The sequence below is a fragment of the Streptomyces sp. NPDC021080 genome, from assembly GCF_044333225.1.
Classification (GTDB): domain Bacteria; phylum Actinomycetota; class Actinomycetes; order Streptomycetales; family Streptomycetaceae; genus Streptomyces.
The window spans coordinates 38,619-55,682 of the sequence record NZ_JBIRQM010000024.1 but is presented as its reverse complement, the minus strand read 5'-3'; the positions used below and the strand labels follow the sequence as shown (position 1 = coordinate 55,682).

Here is a 17,064-nt window from a genome sequence, read left to right as displayed (position 1 = left end):
ACGGCGCCCGGACCCCGTGCAGGGGTCCGGGCGCCGTCGCGTGCGCTCGGGGCCGGTCAGCCGGCCCACCGGATGACGCTCACACCCTCGCGCACGGTGAGCACGCTCTGCCGCACCCGGGGGTCGGCCGCGACGTGTGCGTTGAACGCGCGCATCGCGATGGTGTCGGGCTGCTGGTCCCGTTCGTTGGCGACGCCGCCGAACTGGAGGACGTTGTCGGCCAGGAGCAGTCCGTGCGGGGACAGCTTCGGCAGCACCGCCTCGTAATAGTCGATGTACCCGGGCTTGTCGGCGTCGACGAAGACCAGGTCGAAGGGGCCGGGCAGGTCCCTGACCGACGTCAGGGCCGGGCCCTCCCACAGGTGTATACGCTCGGCCCAGGGGGAGGCCGCGAAGTGCTTGCGCGCGATCGAGGCGTGCAGCGGGCTCAGTTCACAGGTGTGGAGCTCGGCGTCCTCCGGCATCGCCTGGGCCATGAACAGCGCGGAGTAGCCGGTGAAGGTGCCGATCTCCAGGATGCGGCGGGGCCGCAGGGCGAACGCCAAAGACGCCAGGAACTCCCCCTCCAGACTTCCCACCATCATGGCCGGCAGGTCCGTCTCGGCCTGTGTGTCGGCGACCAGGGCGGCCAGCCAGGACGGTGCGGGGGAGGAGACCTCCTCGGCGTACTTCTCCACGACGGGTCGTACGATCATCCTCGGTTCCTTTCCGCGGGGCCGGTGTGGGTCTGCCGGGGCCGGCTGTGCAGTCGTCGGGCCAACCAGTGCGTCAACTCCTCGAGGGCGGGCCCGCGCAGATAGAAGTGGCCGCCCGGGAAAGCCGTCAGCTCGGTCTGCGCCGAGGTGGCCTCCGCCCAGGCCGCCGCGTCCGCCGTCTCGACCTCGGGGTCCTCGGTGCCGTAACAGACGCTCACCGGCACCGACAGGTCGCGGCCCGCCCCGGGGCGGTAGGTGCCCACCAGCCGGTAGTCCGCGCGGAGCACCGGCAGCGTCATCTCGCGCAGACCCGGCAGCTGGAGCAACTGTGCGTCGGTGCCGCCGAGCCGGCACACGTCGGCCCACAGCCGCTCGTCGTCCAGGTGCTTGTCGTCGGGGCGCTGCCGGGCCGGTCCCGGCCGGCCGGAGACGATCAGTCGTTCAGGGAGCGCCTCGCCCGCCGTGCCGAGGAGCAGGGTGACCTCGTGGGCGACGGAGGCGCCCATGCTGTGCCCGAAGAACCACACCGGTTTGTCGTCCAGTTGGGTCAGTGCCTTGGCCAGCGGCTCCACCAGGCCGGGCATCTCGGTGCAGCAGGGTTCGCCGATGCGGTCCGCCCGGCCGGGGTACTGCACCACCATGCCCTCGACGTCCTCGGGCAGATCGCGCGCCAGGGGGCGGTAGAAGCTCGCCGCCCCGCCGCCGTGTGGGAAGAACACGAGGCGCCGCACGGCGTCGGGCCGGGGGAAGTAGCAGCGCAGCCACGGGTTTTGGACATCGGTGTTCACGGGGCCTCCTGCAGGTCCGAGGCGGCGAGGAGTCCCGGCGGCGCCTTCGGGTGGCGCAGTCGTACCGGCCCGCAGGCCTCGTTCACGCGCATCGCCAGCTTCGCCAGGGCCACGTGGTACTGCACGTGTCCCCGGCTGTCGGAGCCCGACCGGACCGCGTCCCAGGTCGCCGCGATGGCCCGTGCCGTTGCCTGCGGCCACAGGTCGCGCAGCACCTCGCGGTACGAGGCGCCCTGCGCCGGACCCAGGTGCTCCACGCTCGGCACCGTGAGGTGCGGGGCGGCGGAATCGCCGAAGCGGACCAGTTCCTTCATGTCGCCCGGCATGTGCGGCCGCATGCTCCACTGCACCGGGCCGTGCGTGTTGACCAGGGTGAGGTGCCCCCCGTCCGTGCCCAGGGTGATGCGGTGGAACAGGTGGCTGTAGTTGTCCGGGTCGAAGGGCACCAGCTCGTTCTGGAGCCGGAAGGACAACGGGACACCGGCGAAGCGGCCGGTGAGGCTCCGGTACGGTGCCTGCGGTGCCTCCGCGAGCGCCCCGTCGATGCCGTGCGGGCGGATGGATCCCAGCGCCTGGCCCAGGATGTCGAAGACCGTGTAGAGCACCTGGAAGGCACAGGTCACGTCGAGGAACAGCGGCTGCTGCCGGGCCACCAGTTCGCGGGCGGTGCCGATGAACCGGCGCACCGGCTCCACGTGCGGATAGTGCGTGTTCAGCCGGAACACCACCCCGGACTCGGTGGCGGCGCGCAGGCACGCCACCAACTCGTCCGGATGCAGCGGGTGTTCCTGCAACACGTGCACGCCGCGGCGCATCAGCGCCCGGGAGAGCCGGGGCCCGGGGCCGCCGTTCATCACCCCGCCGATCACCACACAGGCCAGGTCGACGTCGTCGGGTACTTCCTCGACCGTGGTCCACAGCGGTACACCGTGGTGCGCGGCGCAGGCGCGGCTGAGGGCACTGCCGGACGCGAGGACCCCGGCCAGCTCGAAGCCGAAGTCCGCCCGCTCGAAGGCCGCCAGGTAGGCGCGGCCGAAGCCGGTACCGGCCACCACGACGCGAGGGCGTGTCACAGTTCGCCCTCTTCCATGGCACGGGCCGCGAGGATCGGCCGGTCGACGATCTCCAGCAGCGCGACCGCGGGCTCGGCCCGCAGAGCGGCGAGTACGGTCTCGGCGTCGAGTACGTCGGAGCCGAAGTGCACCCCGGGGCCCGTCCCGCCGTCGAGCACCGCCAGCACGGCCAGCGCACTGGCGAGGCCGGTCAGGGCGTACGTGTCGCCCGCGCGCAGGGCCAGGCTGCGGGTGGCCGGGCGTCCGGTGTCGTCGATGCCGGTGACCTCGAACAGCATGAGCTGGAACGGCTCCCTGCCGAACAGGTCGAGCGCCGCGGCACGGGTGAGCTCCTCGGCCGCCTCGGCGAGAGCGGACTCGCCGCGCATCGCCCCCTGCAGTCTGCTCAGGCAGTTCATCATGTGCGCGCCGCCGTCGAAGACGTTGTACCAGTCGATCTCCATGAGCCCGGTGACCTCGGGCAGCCGCGCGGACTCGAAGCTCAGGTAGGGGTAGATGTCCACCCGGTTGTGCGCGTAGGGCAGTTCCACGCCGGTCCGCGGCTCCAGCTCGCGTTCCACGCGGACACCGCCCCTGATCGCGCCGCGGGCCTCTCCGTACGCACCGCCCATGGACAGCAGGTAGTCGGCGGCTCCGGCCGGGGTGAGCCGGTCCATCGTGCCGACGTAGGCCGTCAGCCGTCGGGGGTGGCTCATGGTGGAGCACAGGTGGCGGGGGAGCAGACCGGTCAGGCCCGGCTGCATGCCCGCCGTGATGACGGCGGTACCGGTGAAGGTGCCCGGCCGGGTCAGTGCCTCCAGCAGCGGTTCGTCACCGCCCGGGTCGACGTAGTCGGCGCCGGCCGCCGCCGCGGCCCAGGCCACCCGGTCGAGGACCTGGTAGGAGGGGCCCGCGCAGTTGAGGACGACACGCGCGCCGCGGCAGAACCCGGCCAGCGACCGGCCGTCGTACAGGTCCACCTCGACCGCCTCGCCGCGCAGACCGGACTTGGCCAGCAGGGTCTCGGCCTGGCTGCGGTCGCGCCCGCCGAGCCGTACGACGGCGTCGGGAAGGCGTTCGGAGATGGCCCGTACGGCGGCCGCGCCGACGGCGCCGTAGGAGCCGACCACCGCGACCGAGGGGGTGCTGTGCTCGCTCACGCGTTCTCCTCATCGGGCAGGTCGATGACATCGGAGGTGACCAGTTCACGGCAGGTGTAGTGATCACCGGACACGGTCTGTCGCAGGAGTCCGGTCACGCAGACCGACTCCCACAGGGCGGTCATGTCGGCGCCCATCGTGGGCCAGAGGGGGGACTCCTCGCCGTGCACCAGCAGCCGGGCCTCCCCGGTGTACAGACCGGGGTCGTGGGCGACGACGCAGCCCGCCAGCGCCCGGCCCCGCGCGAGGCGTTCGGTGAGTTCGTCCGCGTCGAGCCCCACAGCCGCTGCGAGCGCTGCCAGCCGCTCCCCGCGCGAGCGCGCGCCGAGCGCGGCGGCCGTCTCGCCCACGGCCCGCAGCTCCGGCTCGCTCCGGCCTGTCAGCCCGGCCAGCGCACCGGGCGGAATGTCACCGGCCGGGGCGAGTGCGGCGAGCGCCGACCCGAGTGCGGGGACGTCCGGATAGCCCAGGGCGGCCGGGTCCTGCCCGCGCTCCAGGCAGAACAGCGCCTCTTCCAGGACGTCGTCGCGGACGGTGGCGGGCAGCGGGTAGCTGCTCAGCACGGTCAGCCCGCACACCGGGGTGCCGAGCTCGACCAGCTGCTGGGCGACGGCGAGCGCCAGCACACCCCCGCTGTGCGCGCCGACCAGGTGGAACGGACCCGGGCTCAGCACCCGTACCTGCGCCACGATCTCCTGCGCCACGTCGTCCAGGCTCTGCCCCTCGGCCACCCGCACCGGGGGCACCACCACCACCGGGTCGAGCGTCCCGAGGCCGGCGGCGAGCCGCTCCACCTGGCCGCCCAGACCGTCGCCGACCAGGACGTGCACCGGATTGCCGAGCGCGTCCGCCGTCCCGGTCAGCACCAGCTCGTCACCGGTCCCGCTCTCCTCGGCCATGTCCTGCCCCTGCTGGAGGAACGCGGACAGTTCGCGCACCGACGCGCCGCCCAGCAGCTCGCGCAGCAGTTCGTCGAAGAAGACCTCGGCCGCGGCCGGCACCTGCTCGCGCAGCGCCGTGACGAGCTGGGCGGCGAGCAGCGAATCCCCGCCCATCGCGTAGAAGTTGGTGTCGAGCGGCACCTCCGACTCGCGCAGGACCTCCGCGTACACCGCGGCGACCGCCAGCTCCTGTTCGCCGGCCTCGCGCGCGCTCTCCGGGGCGGCCGCGACGCCCGCCGCGCGATGGTCCTCGGCCCACCGGGCCAGAGTGGCGCGGTCGACCTTGCCGTTGTCGGTCAGGGGCAGCGCGTCCAGCACCTCGAAGCGCGACGGGATCATCTCCGTCGGGAGCCGCTCGGCGAGGCGCCGGGTCAACTCCTCGGTGTCGAGCGGCTCGCGGTCGGTCTTGAAACGGGCCGCGAAGACGTGCATCCCTATGCGGGCCAGCTCGTCCTCCGGTGCCGGGACGCACAGCTCCAGGTCGGCGCCGGCCTCGGCGAGCATGTCGTACCACTGTCCGCGGCCGATGAAGGTCTGGTCCTTGCCGTGGCGCACGTCCTGGAAGTCCCCGGCGGTGGCGTCGAAGAGGAACTCCATCGAGGTGAGGATCTGGTAGTTGTCGCGGGTGGTCTCGATGAAGACCAGCCATCCGCCGGGCACCAGCGCCTCGCGCATCCGGCGCAGGACAGCGCGGGCGTCCTTCGCGTAGTGCATGACGTTGCCGCACAGGATCACGTCCACCGAGTTCGGCCTGACGCCCTGTTCGCGGTACGGCTCGTTGAAGTCGAACAGCGCGTAGTCCACCCAGGGGTGTTCGGCGAACCTCTCACCGGCCTTGTTCAGGAAGAACTGCGACACGTCGCTGAAGGTGTAGCGGACGTTCTCGCCGTCCAGCGCCGGGATGGTGTCGACACTGGTGCCGCCGACGCCCGCGCCGACCTCCAGCACGCGCAGCGGACGGCCCAAGGTGTTGCGCCGGGCCACGCCCAGCACGGTGGAGGTGGCCAGCCGGTTGAGGTAGCGGGAGAGGAAGCCCTCCATGTAGGCGGCCTCGTGGATGCTCAGGTCGCCCTCGGGGAAGAGCATCCGCAACGGGTCCCGCTCGTCGCGCATCAGCTCCGGCAGGTGGGTGGCGGCGAGCTTGAAGTAGTTCACCAGCTCGGGACGGTCGTTGGCCTCCGGCAGCAGCCGGTCGACCTCGGCCCACGCCCGCTCGACGTCCTCGGGGGCGACCGGGCGCAGGCAGCCGAAGGTGCCGTCCGCGGCCCGGTCCAGGTAGCCGTTCTCCAGGCAGGCGGCCAGCCAGCGGCGCACCAGCCGCTCGTGCCGGGGGGCTACCCTGGCCAGCCGCATGATCTCGGAGGTGCTGTGACGCGTCGCGGCATCCGGCCACACGCCCTCCTGGCGCAGGACGTCGACCATGCGGCGCAACGCCGCGTCGTCGAGCACGGCCGCGAACTCGACCACCTTCGAGACGTCCACCCCGTCGCGGATCTCCGCGGCGGCCGCGAGCACCTCGGGCACCAGGGCCGCGTCCACGCTGTGGGCGGCCGGGCCGGCGGGCGAGGGTGAGACGAAGGCGACCAGTCTGCGGTCGTTGCGCTCGCCCTGGGTGGTCACGGCCGCCGCGTCGACCTGCGGATCGGCGGCCAGGGCCGACTCCACCTCGGCCGGTTCGATGCGGTGGCCGCGGATCTTGACCTGCCGGTCGTCGCGGCCGATGAACTCCAGGGTGCCGTCGGGCAGATAGCGGGCGAGGTCGCCGGTGCGGTACACCCGCTCGCCGTCCGGCAGCGCGAAGAAGCTCGCCGCGGTCTTCTCCGGGTCGCCCAGGTAGCCCTTGGCGAGGCCGGCGCCGGCGATGTACAGATCGCCCACGACGAGGTCGGGGCAGGGCCGCAGGAACGCGTCGAGCACGTGGAAGCGCTGGTTCTCCAGCGGAGTGCCGTACGGGATGCTCGGAGCCGCCGGGTCGACCTCGCCGATGGGGTGGAAGATCGACCAGATCGACGCCTCGGTGGCGCCGCCGAGACTGTACAGCGCGACTCGCGGGAGCCGGGCGCGCACGGCGTCGGGCAGCGTCACCGGTATCCAGTCGCCCGACATCATGCCCAGACGCACGCCGGCGCAGTCGCGGCCGTCACCGCGCAGGTACTCCTCCAGCAGCATCATCTGGGCGGGCACCGTGTTCAGCACCGTCACGCCGTGCGCGCCGATCAGCTCGGCCCAGTGCGAGGGGTCGCTGCGCCGCCGCGGGTCGGTGAGCACCAGGGTGCCGCCTCGGCCCAGGACGCCGAAGATGTCGAAGACCGACAGGTCGAAGCCCAGGCTCGACAGGCCCAGCGCGATGTCGTCCTGGCCGATGCCGAACCGGTGGCACACGTCGTCCAGGGTGTTGGCCGCGGCGCGGTGACTGATCTCCACGCCCTTGGGCTCGCCGGTGGAGCCCGAGGTGAAGATGACGTACGCCGAGTCGTCGGGGCAGACCGTGACCTCGTCGACAGGGGCCGTGGACAGGCCGTCCACGTCGATGCGTACGACCCCTTCGGGCAGTTCGCCGCCTACCGTGCTGTGCGCGAGCACCAGGCCGATCCCGGCGGACTCGATCATCTTGTCGCGTCGGGAGTCGGGCTGGCCCGCCTCGACCGGTACGTACGTGCCTCCGGCCAGCAGCACTCCGAGCGCCGCGGCGACCTGCTCCCAGCTCTTCTCCAGCACCACCGCGACCCGCTGGTGCGGCCGGTGGCCCCGCTCGGTCAGCGCGGCGGCCACGGCGGCGGCCCGGCCGGTCAGCGTCGCGTAGTCGACGCGCGCGCGGTGGTCGATCACCGCCGTTGCGTCCGGGCGCCTGCGTGCCGCCTCCAGCAGCGCCCGGTGCAGCAGCGCGTCGCCGACCGGGCGGGCCGTGTCGTTGACCGCGGCGCGCCGCCGCGTCTGGTGGGCGGGCAGCGCGAGCGGATCGCCCTCCCACGCCTCGTCCCCGTCGGCGAGCCGGTGCAGGAGGTCACGGAACGCGGCGAACATGTCGTCGAGGACCGGCTGGGGCACGGTGTCGTCGCGCACGTCCCAGTTGACGAGGAGCGCCCCGGAAGCCTCCATCGCCTGGCAGTCCAGCCAGACCTGCGGCGTCTGGCTGATGCCGTTGCGGATCTGGGAGCGCATCATGCCCTGCGGGGCCAGGCCGTCGGCGAGGCCGATGGCGCTGGTGAACACCACCGGCATCATCGAACCCTGCTGGCCCCGGCGGCGGGTCAGCTCGCGCAGCACCTCCACGCCCGAGAACAGGCGGTGGTCCAGGTCCTCGAAGAGCTGCTCGCCCGCGGTGCGGGCACGTTCGGCGAAGGTGCCCGCGCAGCCGCCGTCGACGGCCAGCAGTTCGACGGAGGTGAAGTCGCCCACGACGGCGCCCACGTCCGGGTGGAGCGGAAGCCGGCTGAGCACCGTCACGTCGAGCGTGAAGCGGGGGCTGCGGCTCCAGCGGCCGATCACCTCGGCGTACGCGGCCATCACGGCCGTCGAGGCGGAGACCTGCTGGTGGCCGGCACGGGTCTTGAGCGCCGACCACTGTGCGGGCTCCAGCCGCAGCTCGCGCCGGGTGAAACCGGCCGCACCCTGCCGGCTGGGCCGGTCGACCAACGGCAGTTCGGGGGCGGGCGGCAGCGTGTCCAGGCGTGCCGTCCAGTAGTCGCGGTCGCGCTCGTAGGCGGGCCCCTGGCGCACCGCTCGTTCCGCCCGCAGATAGTCACGGAAGGAGATCCCGGGGGCCGCGAGTGGGGCGTTTGGGTCCTCGTAGAACCTGCCGAACTCGTCCAGCAGCCGGTAGATGCTGACGTAGTCCGCGATCAGGAAGTCGATGGAGAAGTGCAGGACGGCCCGGTCGGCGAACTCGGTGACCTCCAGCGAGTACAGCGGGCAGGCGGTGACGTCCTTGGACTCCGCGGAGAGCCGGCCGCGGACCTCGCGCAGGACCTCCTCGCCCGCCGTCGCGGACAGCGCGCTCGCGTCGTGCCAGGCGATGTCGGGGGCGGGCGGATCCTTCAGCACCCGCTGGTAGCCGTCGTAGTCGATGACCACCCGCAGCATCTCGTGCCGGTCGACCACCCGCTGCCAGGCGTGCAGCAGCCGGTCTCGCCGCAGCGCGGGGAACTCCAGCTCGCCGTAGGCGTGACAGGGCACCGAGCCGTACGCGAAGGCGCCCCGGCGGCCCAGCAGGTAGGCCGCCTGGACCTCGGTGAGCGGGAACGGCTCGTGGGCCGCGTCGGGATCGGGCCGCACCTGCTGCGGGCCGCGCTCGCGCAGCGTCCGCAGCACGTCCTCCCGGCAGCCGGAGAGCAGGGTTCGCCGCTCGGGGGTCATGACTCCTTCCGGGCCCCTGAAGCGGAGCCGGCCCTCGTCCTCCCACAGGTGCAGTCCGGCCTGTTCGAGTTCGCTGATGATGTCGGCGGCGGTCACAGGACACCTTCTTCCAGTCGGACGGAGGCTTGGCGCGGGTGGCTGCCGGAGATCTCGGAGTCGAGGACGGCGGCGATCCCGGCGATGGTGGGGTGGTTGAAGAGCTGGCGCAGCGAGAGCTCCACGCCGAAGCGTTTGGCGAGCTGCTGGATGATGCGGGTGGCGGTGAGGCTGTCACCGCCGAGGCCGAAGAAGTTGGCGCTGCGGCCCAGTTCGGCGGCCTCCAGCAGCTCGGCCCACACCTCGGCCACCGCGCGTTCGGTGTCGCCTTGCGGGCGGTCGTCCCCAGTCGGCTCCTGCGCCGTGTGACGCAGCCCGTACCTGCGCGCGACGGCGCCGCGGTCGACCTTGGCGTTCGCGTTCAGGGGCAACTGTGGGACGACGGTGAGGTGTTCGGGAAGCATGTGGGCGGGCAGGTGCGCGGCCAGCGCCGCCAGCACCGTCGTCGCCGACGGCGCGGGATCCGCGCCCTGCTGCGGAGTGACGACCGCGGCCAGGCGGTGCACCCCGGCGCTGACGTCGACCCATGCCACCGCGCTCGCCACACCGGGCAGTTCCCGCAGGGCGGTCTCGATCTCACCGAGTTCGATGCGGTGCCCGCGCACCTTCACCTGGTGGTCGCGCCGGCCCAGGAACTCCAGGATCCCCGAGGGGTGATAGCGGCCCAGGTCGCCGGTGCGGTACCACCTCTGGCCCCCGGCGGTGACGAAGGACACCGCCGTGCGCCGCGGGTCCTGGCGGTAGCCCAGTGCCACACCCAGGCCGCCGATCCACAGCTCGCCCGGCACGAAGTCGGGCCGGTCGCGGCCGTGGGCGTCGACCACGCGGAAGCACTGGTTGGCCAGCGGATGCCCGTAGGGGACCGACACCCACGCGGGATCGACGGCGCTCACCTCGTGGGCGTTCGACCAGATCGAGGCCTCGGTGGCACCTCCCATCGCGACGAGCAGGGCGTTCGGGGCGCTCGTGCGCAGCCGGTCGCACAGGTCCAGGCCGACCCAGTCACCGGAGACGATCGCCACGCGCAGCCCCGGCAGGCTCACGCCCGACTCGCAGGCCACCAGCAGCATGTCGAGAAGGGTGGGCACCGTGTTCCAGACGGTGACCCCGTGTTCGGCGGCGAGACGGGCCCACACGGCCGCCTCCCGCCGGACGTCCTCGGTGAGCGTCACCACCGTGCCGCCCACCGCGAGCAGCCCGAACAGGTCGTAGACGGACAGGTCGAAGTCGAGCGCCGAGACCTGCAGGACCACGTCGGCGGGCCCCACCCGGTAGCGGGCGTTGACGTCGTCGATGGTGTTGGCAGCCGCCGCGTGGGTGATCTCCACCCCCTTGGGCTCGCCGGTGGAGCCCGAGGTGTAGATGACGTAGGCGAGCTGTTCCGGGTCGGCCGGCACCGGCTGTGGGAGCGGGGTGGCCGCCGTTGCTTCGGTCACCGGCACCAGCCGTACCGCCCGGTCCCAGTCCCCGCCGGGCTGCGGGCCGTCGGCGACCAGGGCCAGGCACGCCCCGGAGGAGCGCACGATCCGGTTGCGGCGCGCGGCCGGCTGGCCCACGCCCACCGGCACGTAGGCGCAGCCCGCGGCCAGCACGCCGAGCACCGCGACCACCTGGTCGGGCCCCTTCGGCAGCGAGACGACCACGGTCTCGCCCGGCCGCGCCCCGAGCGACACCAGGTGTCCGGCGACGGCGAGCACCCGGCCGGCCAGCTCGGCGTAGGTCAGGGCCTCGCCGGACAGGGTGCGCACCGCGACGGCGTCGGGGGTACGGCGGGCGACATCGAGGACCGGCTCGTGCAGCGTGCGGGCGGGGCGGGCGACGGCGGTGGCGTTCGCCCCGGCGCGGACCACCGCCTGCGCCCGGGGCAGCGCGATCGGCGGGGCCGGGCGGGACCAGTCGCTGTCGGCGAGCGCCACCAGCAGACGGCGCATCGCCTCCAGGGCCGCCGGGATCACCCCGGGACTGTAGAGGCCCTCGACGTGGTCCCAGTTGACGGCGAGGGCCCCGTCGCGCTCCACCACCTGGCAGTCCAGGGCGACCTGCGGGCTCTGGGAGAGTCCGCGGCGCAGCTCACCGAAGGCGAAGGAGAGGTCCTTGAAGCCGGCACCGACGCCGAGGGTGGAGGTGAACACCACCGGCATGAGCATCTGACCGCCCCCGGAGCGCCGGGCCAGTTGCTGGAGCACCCAGGTGGGGGAGACGTTGCGGTGCTCGATGCCCTTCCACGCCTGCTCCTGCAGCCGGCGCACGGTGTCGGCCCAGGAGTCGGCGGGACGGCTGTGGTGGCCGAGCAGCAGCAGGGAGGTGAAGTCGCCGACCACCTGGTTCACCTGGGGATGCACGTCCTGCCGGTCGAAGACCGTCAGGTTGAGTGTCAGCGACGTCTCGGCGCTCCACATCGCCAGCACCTCGGCGAAGGCGGCCGCCACGACCATCGACGGGGTCAGCGCCTCCGCGGAGGTGCGGCGGCGGAGCTTCGCCCAGGTCGCCGCGTCGATACGGAACTCCTCGCGCACGAACCGCGGCCGGTCGATGCGCTCGGGGTCCAGGGCCGTGGGCAGGGCCGGAGCCGCCGGCAGCTCCTCGATCGCCTTGAGCCAGTACTCCTCGTCGCGTGCCTTCGCGGCGGGATCGGTGCGCTGGGCGAGCAGGTAGTCGCGGAACGACAGCTCCAGCGCCGGGAGTCGGTGGCGGGGGTCGGCGTAGAGCGCGTTCAGCTCGGTGAAGATCGTCATGATCGACAGTGCGTCGAGCACCACGTAGTCGAAGCCCACGCCGAACACCGTGCGTCCGTCGTCCCGTTGTACGGCGCGCACGTCGAACAGCGGCCATGAGGTCACGTCGAGCACCTGCTGCGCCATGTCCTCCAGCGCGGCGACGGCTTCCCCGTGGTCGGCCGCGGTGGTGCGGGTGACCGTGAACCGGTAGTGCGGCACCTCGGGCAGGATGCGCTGGCCTCCGTCGCCGTCCAGCACGGCGCGCAGCATCTCGTGCCGTCGCACCAGCGTGTTCCAGGCTGCTTCCAGCCGGTCCAGGTCGACCTGGACGCTGTCGAACTGCCAGTACCAGTACGAGGCGACGCCACCGAGGACGAAGTCGGGGTCGCGGCCGAGCCAGTAGGCGCGCTGCACCTCGGTGAGCGGGAAGGGCTCGTGGCGGTGCTCCGGGTCGGCCGGCACCGCGGCGGGGGCATGCGCGCCGGTGTGCGTCAGCGTCCCCGCGAAACCACTGAGGGTGGGACGGGTGAACAGGTCGCCGAGCCGGGCCTCGTACCCCTGCCGGCGCAGGGCGGCCAGCAGGCGGGCGGCCTGGAGGCTGTCACCGCCGATGTGGAAGAAGTTGGTGTCGCGGCCCAGCGGCCCGCAGCCGAGAAGGTCCGCCCACAGGGCGGCGACCGTTTCCTCGGCCGCACCGCGCGGGGCGTCCGACGCGTCGGCGGACACCTGCTCGCTCACCGCCGCGGCCAGCCACCGCCCCGCCTCGGCGCGATCGACCTTGCCGTTGCGGCTCAGCGGCAGCTCGTCGACGGCCACCGCGCGGGCGGGGACCATGTACGGCGGCACGTGCCGGGCGGCCGTGGCCAGCGCGTCCTCGGGGTCGGCCGTGCCCGGGGCGAGCAGGGCGTACAGCGCGCCGCCGTGTGCCGCGACAGGCGCCACCACCGCCTCGCGCACCCCGGGATGCAGGCTCAACGCCCTTTCGACCTCGCCGAGTTCGATCCGGTAGCCGTTCACCTTGACCTGGAGGTCGGCGCGGCCGAGGAATTCGATCACGGCCCCGGGCCGGTAGCGGGCCCGGTCGCCGGTGCGGTACCAGCGCGTGCCGTCCGCCTCCACGAACTTCGCGGCGGTCAGCTCCGGTGCCCCCACGTACCCGCTCGCCACCCCGGCCCCGCCGATCCACAACTCCCCGGCCACCCAGTCGGGGCGGTCGCCGCCGTGCTCGTCGACGATCCGGCAGCACTGGTTGGGCAGCGGCACGTTGTACGGGATCGAGGCCCAGGAGGGATCCACCTCGGTGACCTCCTGGACCGTCGAGTGGATCGCGGTCTCCGTGGTGCCGCCCAGGACCACGAACACGCTGTCCGGGCGCAGAGCGTGCACCCGACCCGGCAGGTCGAGCCCCGCCCAGTCGCCGCCGAGCAGCTGCAGCCGAAACGGCCAGCCGCCCGGCTCCGGCCGGGAGGAGGCCCAGGTCAGCGCCATGTCGAGCAGCGCGGGCACGCAGTTGAGGACGGTCGCCCGGTGCCCGGCCGCCCTGCGCAGCCACGTCCGGGGGGAACGCCGCTCCTCGTCGTCGACCAGGACCAGCGCGCCGCCGCAGGTCAGGGGGCCGAAGATGTCGTAGACGGAGAGGTCGAAGTCGAGCGCCGACAGGCACAGGGTGCGATCGGCGGGGCCCATGCGGTAGCGCTCGTTGAGGGCGGCCACCGTGTTGTGGGCCGCCGCATGGGTCAGCTCCACGCCCTTGGGTTCTCCGGTCGATCCGGACGTGAAGATCACATAGGCGGGGGCGTCCGGCGAGACGTCCACCGAACGCTCCAGCAACGGCAGTTCACGGTCGGTGGCGCACCGTACATCGATGTGCGGGATCCGGCCGTCGGCTGCCTCCCGGGCAGGATCCGCGCTCACCGCGCACCGGGCACCGGACAGCGACTCCACGGTGCGCCGCCGCGCCTGCGGCTGCTCCGTGCCCACCGGCACGTACGCCGCGCCCAGCGCGTGCACCGCCAGCACCGCGACCACCTGGTCGACACCCTTGGGCAGGGTGATCACGACCCGGTCGCCCGCGGTGACACCGGCGGTGCGCAGGACGCGGGCCAGCCGCAGGGCCCGCTCGGCGAGTTGACCGTACGTCAGCACCTGGTCCTCGCCCCAGAGCGCCGCCGGTGCCCCGCCGCGCTCGGACGCCTGCCGGAAGAACTCCTCGTGCAGCGCCCGACAGGGCAGGTCCGCGCGGGTGTCGTTGGCGCCGCGGCGGGCCTGGAGCTGTGGTGCGGGCGGCCGCACCGGCAGGCTCTCCCACCAGGCGCTGGGCTGCGAGGCGAGCAGCCGCACCCGGTTGACGAAGGTCTCGAACATCGCCTCGGGAACACCGGCCTCGAAGAGGTTCTCGGCGGTCTCCCAGTTGATCAGCATGCCGCCCTCGTGCTCGATCAGCTGGAGGTCGACCCACACGCCCGACGTCTGCGAACTCATCCACACCGGGGTGCCGAGCACCGCACGGGTCGCCCCGTCGAACAGCTCACCGAGGCTGAGCGCGCTGGTGAACACGGCACCCGCCCGCCGGGTCGCCCCGGCGGCGGTCCGGGCCAGGTCGCGCAGCACCGACGTGCCGCCGTACGCCGCGTGCGCGGCATCGTGGCGGTACTGCTCCTGCACCGTGCGGGCGCGCTCGACGAAGGGACGGCGCATGTCGGGCGCCACCTGGAGCAGCAGCAGGTCGGTGAAGTCTCCGACGATCCGGCCGACGTCCGGGTGCACCGGGATCCGGTTCAGCACCGGCAGGTTGAGAAGGAACCGCGACTCCTCGCTCCAGGCCGCCAGGACGTCCGCGTAGGCGGCGGCCACGGCCATCGACACCGTCAGGCCGTTGCTGCGCGCGTGCTGGGAGAACCGTTCGTAGGCCTCCGGGGCCAGCCAGGAGTGTCGTCGGACCGTGTCCACCCGCTCGATCCGCTCCGGCCGCGCGGCCAGCGGCAGCCGGGGCGCCTCGGGCAGGTCCTCGGCGCGCTCGCGCCAGTAGGCGATGTCCTGCGGGCGGGGCTCGCGGCGGTGCTCGGCGACCAGGCGGCGGTATTCGGGGAAGGTCAGGGTGGGCTGCGCGGGCACGGCGGCCGGGTCCTCGTAGCAGCGGGCCAGGTCGCCGACGACGATCCGGAAGCTCGACGCGTCGCAGACGATCATGTCGATGTCGAGGAAGAGCCGGCCCTTCCCGGCCGGCAGCAGCGCCAACCGCACGTCGAGGCCGCCCCGTTCGGCGAGCGGCAGCGTCTGGTGCGACAGGCTCTCGCGCAGCCGCGCGAGGCGCCGTTCGCACTCGGGGCGCTGCAGCCCCCGCAGGTCGACGACCTCGTCCAGCCCCCGGCACTCCGGCAGGATCCGCTGGCCCTCCTCACCCACGGCCGCCCGCAGCATGGGGTGCAGGCGGCGCACCGCGGCCACCGCACCGTCCCAGCGCGCGACGTCGGCGCTGACGTCGAACTCGAAATAGAAGTGCGAGCCCGTGTTCAGCGGCATGCCCGGCTGACGGCCCGACCAGTAGGCGTGCTGCATCGGAGCCAGCGCGAACGCGTCCGTCCCGGCGGCCGTGTCCCGCTGCGCCTGGGCGCGCGGGCCCGAGCCGTCCTCGCTCCCGGACAGCAGCGCGGCCCAGGCGCGCACGGTGGGTTCCTCCACCAGGTCCCCGAAGGCCACTTCCACACCGGCCTCCTGCCAGCAGGCTGCCAGGTTCATCATCCCCAGGGAGTCCAGACCGAGCATGACGAGGTCCTCGTCCAAGCCGATCTCCGCGGCCGGGAGCTCCAGCTTCGCGGCGACGGCTTCGCGGATCTCCTCGGCGGACAGCGCGCGTCCCGCCCTCACCTCACTGGTCATCGTGGCCTCCCGTGTGCCGCCGGGGGCGCGCCCCGGCCTGGTCGGAGTGGGGCGCCGCGGTGCGGGCGGCGGTCGTGCAGATGTCGACGTACGCGTCGAGCAGCGACTGGGCGAACTCCGGGTCGAAACGGTCGGGGTTGAAGAACAGCAGCACCCGCACCGTGTCCCGGTCGGGCACGGCGACCAGCTCCAGCTCGAAGCGGGTGGCGACGTCGTCGGGCACCAGGACCTCGATGTCCAGCCCGCCGGCCCGGGTCGAGTACACCGGGTCCGCCATCATCTGGAACACCACGTCGTCGAACCGGCGGTCGGTGCCGCCCGCGCTGATCGGCAGCATCTGGAACGGAAGCGCCTGGTGGACGAACGCCTCCATCACCGTGGCGTGCGTGGCCCGCAGGTGCGCCGCGAAGTCACCGCCGGCGAGCCGGGTCCGCAGCAGCACCATGTTGGCCAGGAACCCCACTGTGCGCCGGTGTTCGGCGCTGCGGTTGGCGAACAGGCTCGCCACCGCCAGGTCCTCGGCGCCGCTGACCGCCTTCAGGGCCCGGTAGTACGCGGTGAGCAGGGCCACGAACATCGTCGACCGCTCCCGCTTGGCCAGGGCGTCGAGCGCGGCCACCGTCGGCGCGTTCAGGACGTGCTGCACGAGCCTGGTGTCGCGCGGCGCGCCCGCGGTGGCCGGACGAATCGGCAGCGGGGGCAGCGTCACGTCCTTGAGGCGCTCGCTCCAAAAGGCCCGCAGCCGCTGCCCGGAAGGACCGGCCAGGGTCTCGCGCTGCTCCTCGGCGAACCGCGAGTACGCGGGGGCCTCGGCGCAGGGCCTGCCCTCCAGCGCCGCGCACAGATCCTCGAAGATCACGTTGCAGGACCACGAGTCGGTCACCATGTGGTGCATGTTGAAACAGAGCACGTGATGGTCCTCGGCGAGCCGCCACAGAGTGATGCGCACGGCGCACTCGGTGGCGTCGATCCGGGTGCCCAGCTCCCTGGCCACCTCCCGCTCGGCGCACGCCCCGGGATCCGGCTCGCCGGTCAGGTCCACCTCACGGATCCGCGGCGACACGGACGGCCGCACCAGCGCCTTCAGACGGCGGCCGCCACCGGTGAAGGTGGCGCGCAGGCCCTCGTGCCGGGACATCACGTGGCCGACCGCCTCCCGCAGTCGGTCCCGGTCGAGCGGGCCGCGCAGCCTGCACAGCACCGGGCAGTTGAGCGCGCCCTCCTCGCCCCGGTAGCGGTCGAGGAACCACAGCAGCGTCTGGCCCACGGACGGACGGATCTCGGTGGCTGTCACGTCGGGCAACGTAGCGACGGTCCTCGCCCGCGCGGGGCGCCGCTGAAAGAAAGCTGAGAGGACCTTCACGTTCCTTTCCGGCCACG

7 protein-coding genes are annotated in these 17,064 nt (G+C 73.0%); all 7 read right to left on the bottom strand.

The features are described from left to right. Positions 1–56: 56 nt before the first annotated feature. The 7 genes from ACH4S8_RS39960 to ACH4S8_RS39930 are packed head-to-tail and all read right to left on the bottom strand — an operon-like array spanning position 57 to position 16,978. Complete coding sequence (locus ACH4S8_RS39960) at positions 57–695, bottom strand: O-methyltransferase (RefSeq protein ID WP_398403306.1); 639 nt, start codon at positions 693–695, stop codon at positions 57–59. Then, positions 692–1,483, bottom strand: coding sequence for a thioesterase II family protein (locus ACH4S8_RS39955; protein ID WP_398403304.1), 792 nt, complete (start codon positions 1,481–1,483; stop codon positions 692–694). The genes ACH4S8_RS39960 and ACH4S8_RS39955 overlap by 4 nt, the downstream gene beginning before the upstream one ends. Beyond that, positions 1,480–2,556: a Gfo/Idh/MocA family oxidoreductase gene (locus tag ACH4S8_RS39950; RefSeq protein ID WP_398403302.1), complete on the bottom strand. Its 1,077-nt coding sequence runs from the start codon at positions 2,554–2,556 to the stop codon at positions 1,480–1,482. Before ACH4S8_RS39950 ends, ACH4S8_RS39955 begins: the two co-directional genes overlap by 4 nt. Continuing rightward, positions 2,553–3,695 carry a saccharopine dehydrogenase NADP-binding domain-containing protein gene (locus tag ACH4S8_RS39945; protein WP_398403300.1) on the bottom strand — a complete coding sequence of 381 codons (1,143 nt, stop codon included), beginning with the start codon at positions 3,693–3,695 and terminating at the stop codon, positions 2,553–2,555. The genes ACH4S8_RS39950 and ACH4S8_RS39945 overlap by 4 nt, the downstream gene beginning before the upstream one ends. Continuing rightward, positions 3,692–9,088 (bottom strand): amino acid adenylation domain-containing protein, encoded by a 5,397-nt coding sequence (locus ACH4S8_RS39940; RefSeq protein ID WP_398403298.1) that lies wholly within the window; start codon positions 9,086–9,088, stop codon positions 3,692–3,694. Before ACH4S8_RS39940 ends, ACH4S8_RS39945 begins: the two co-directional genes overlap by 4 nt. Next, the gene (locus ACH4S8_RS39935) at positions 9,085–15,684 is read right to left on the bottom strand and encodes an amino acid adenylation domain-containing protein (protein ID WP_398403296.1); all 6,600 of its coding nucleotides are present in this window, start codon (positions 15,682–15,684) and stop codon (positions 9,085–9,087) included. Before ACH4S8_RS39935 ends, ACH4S8_RS39940 begins: the two co-directional genes overlap by 4 nt. After that, positions 15,674–16,978 (bottom strand): condensation domain-containing protein, encoded by a 1,305-nt coding sequence (locus ACH4S8_RS39930; RefSeq protein WP_398403294.1) that lies wholly within the window; start codon positions 16,976–16,978, stop codon positions 15,674–15,676. Before ACH4S8_RS39930 ends, ACH4S8_RS39935 begins: the two co-directional genes overlap by 11 nt. Positions 16,979–17,064: the final 86 nt, after the last annotated feature.

Coding starts and splice junctions, on each gene's coding strand:
- ACH4S8_RS39935 (WP_398403296.1), bottom strand. CDS start 15,684: ATGACCAGTGAGGTGAGGGCGGGACGCGCGCTGTCCGCCGAGGAGATC.
- ACH4S8_RS39960 (WP_398403306.1), bottom strand. CDS start 695: ATGATCGTACGACCCGTCGTGGAGAAGTACGCCGAGGAGGTCTCCTCC.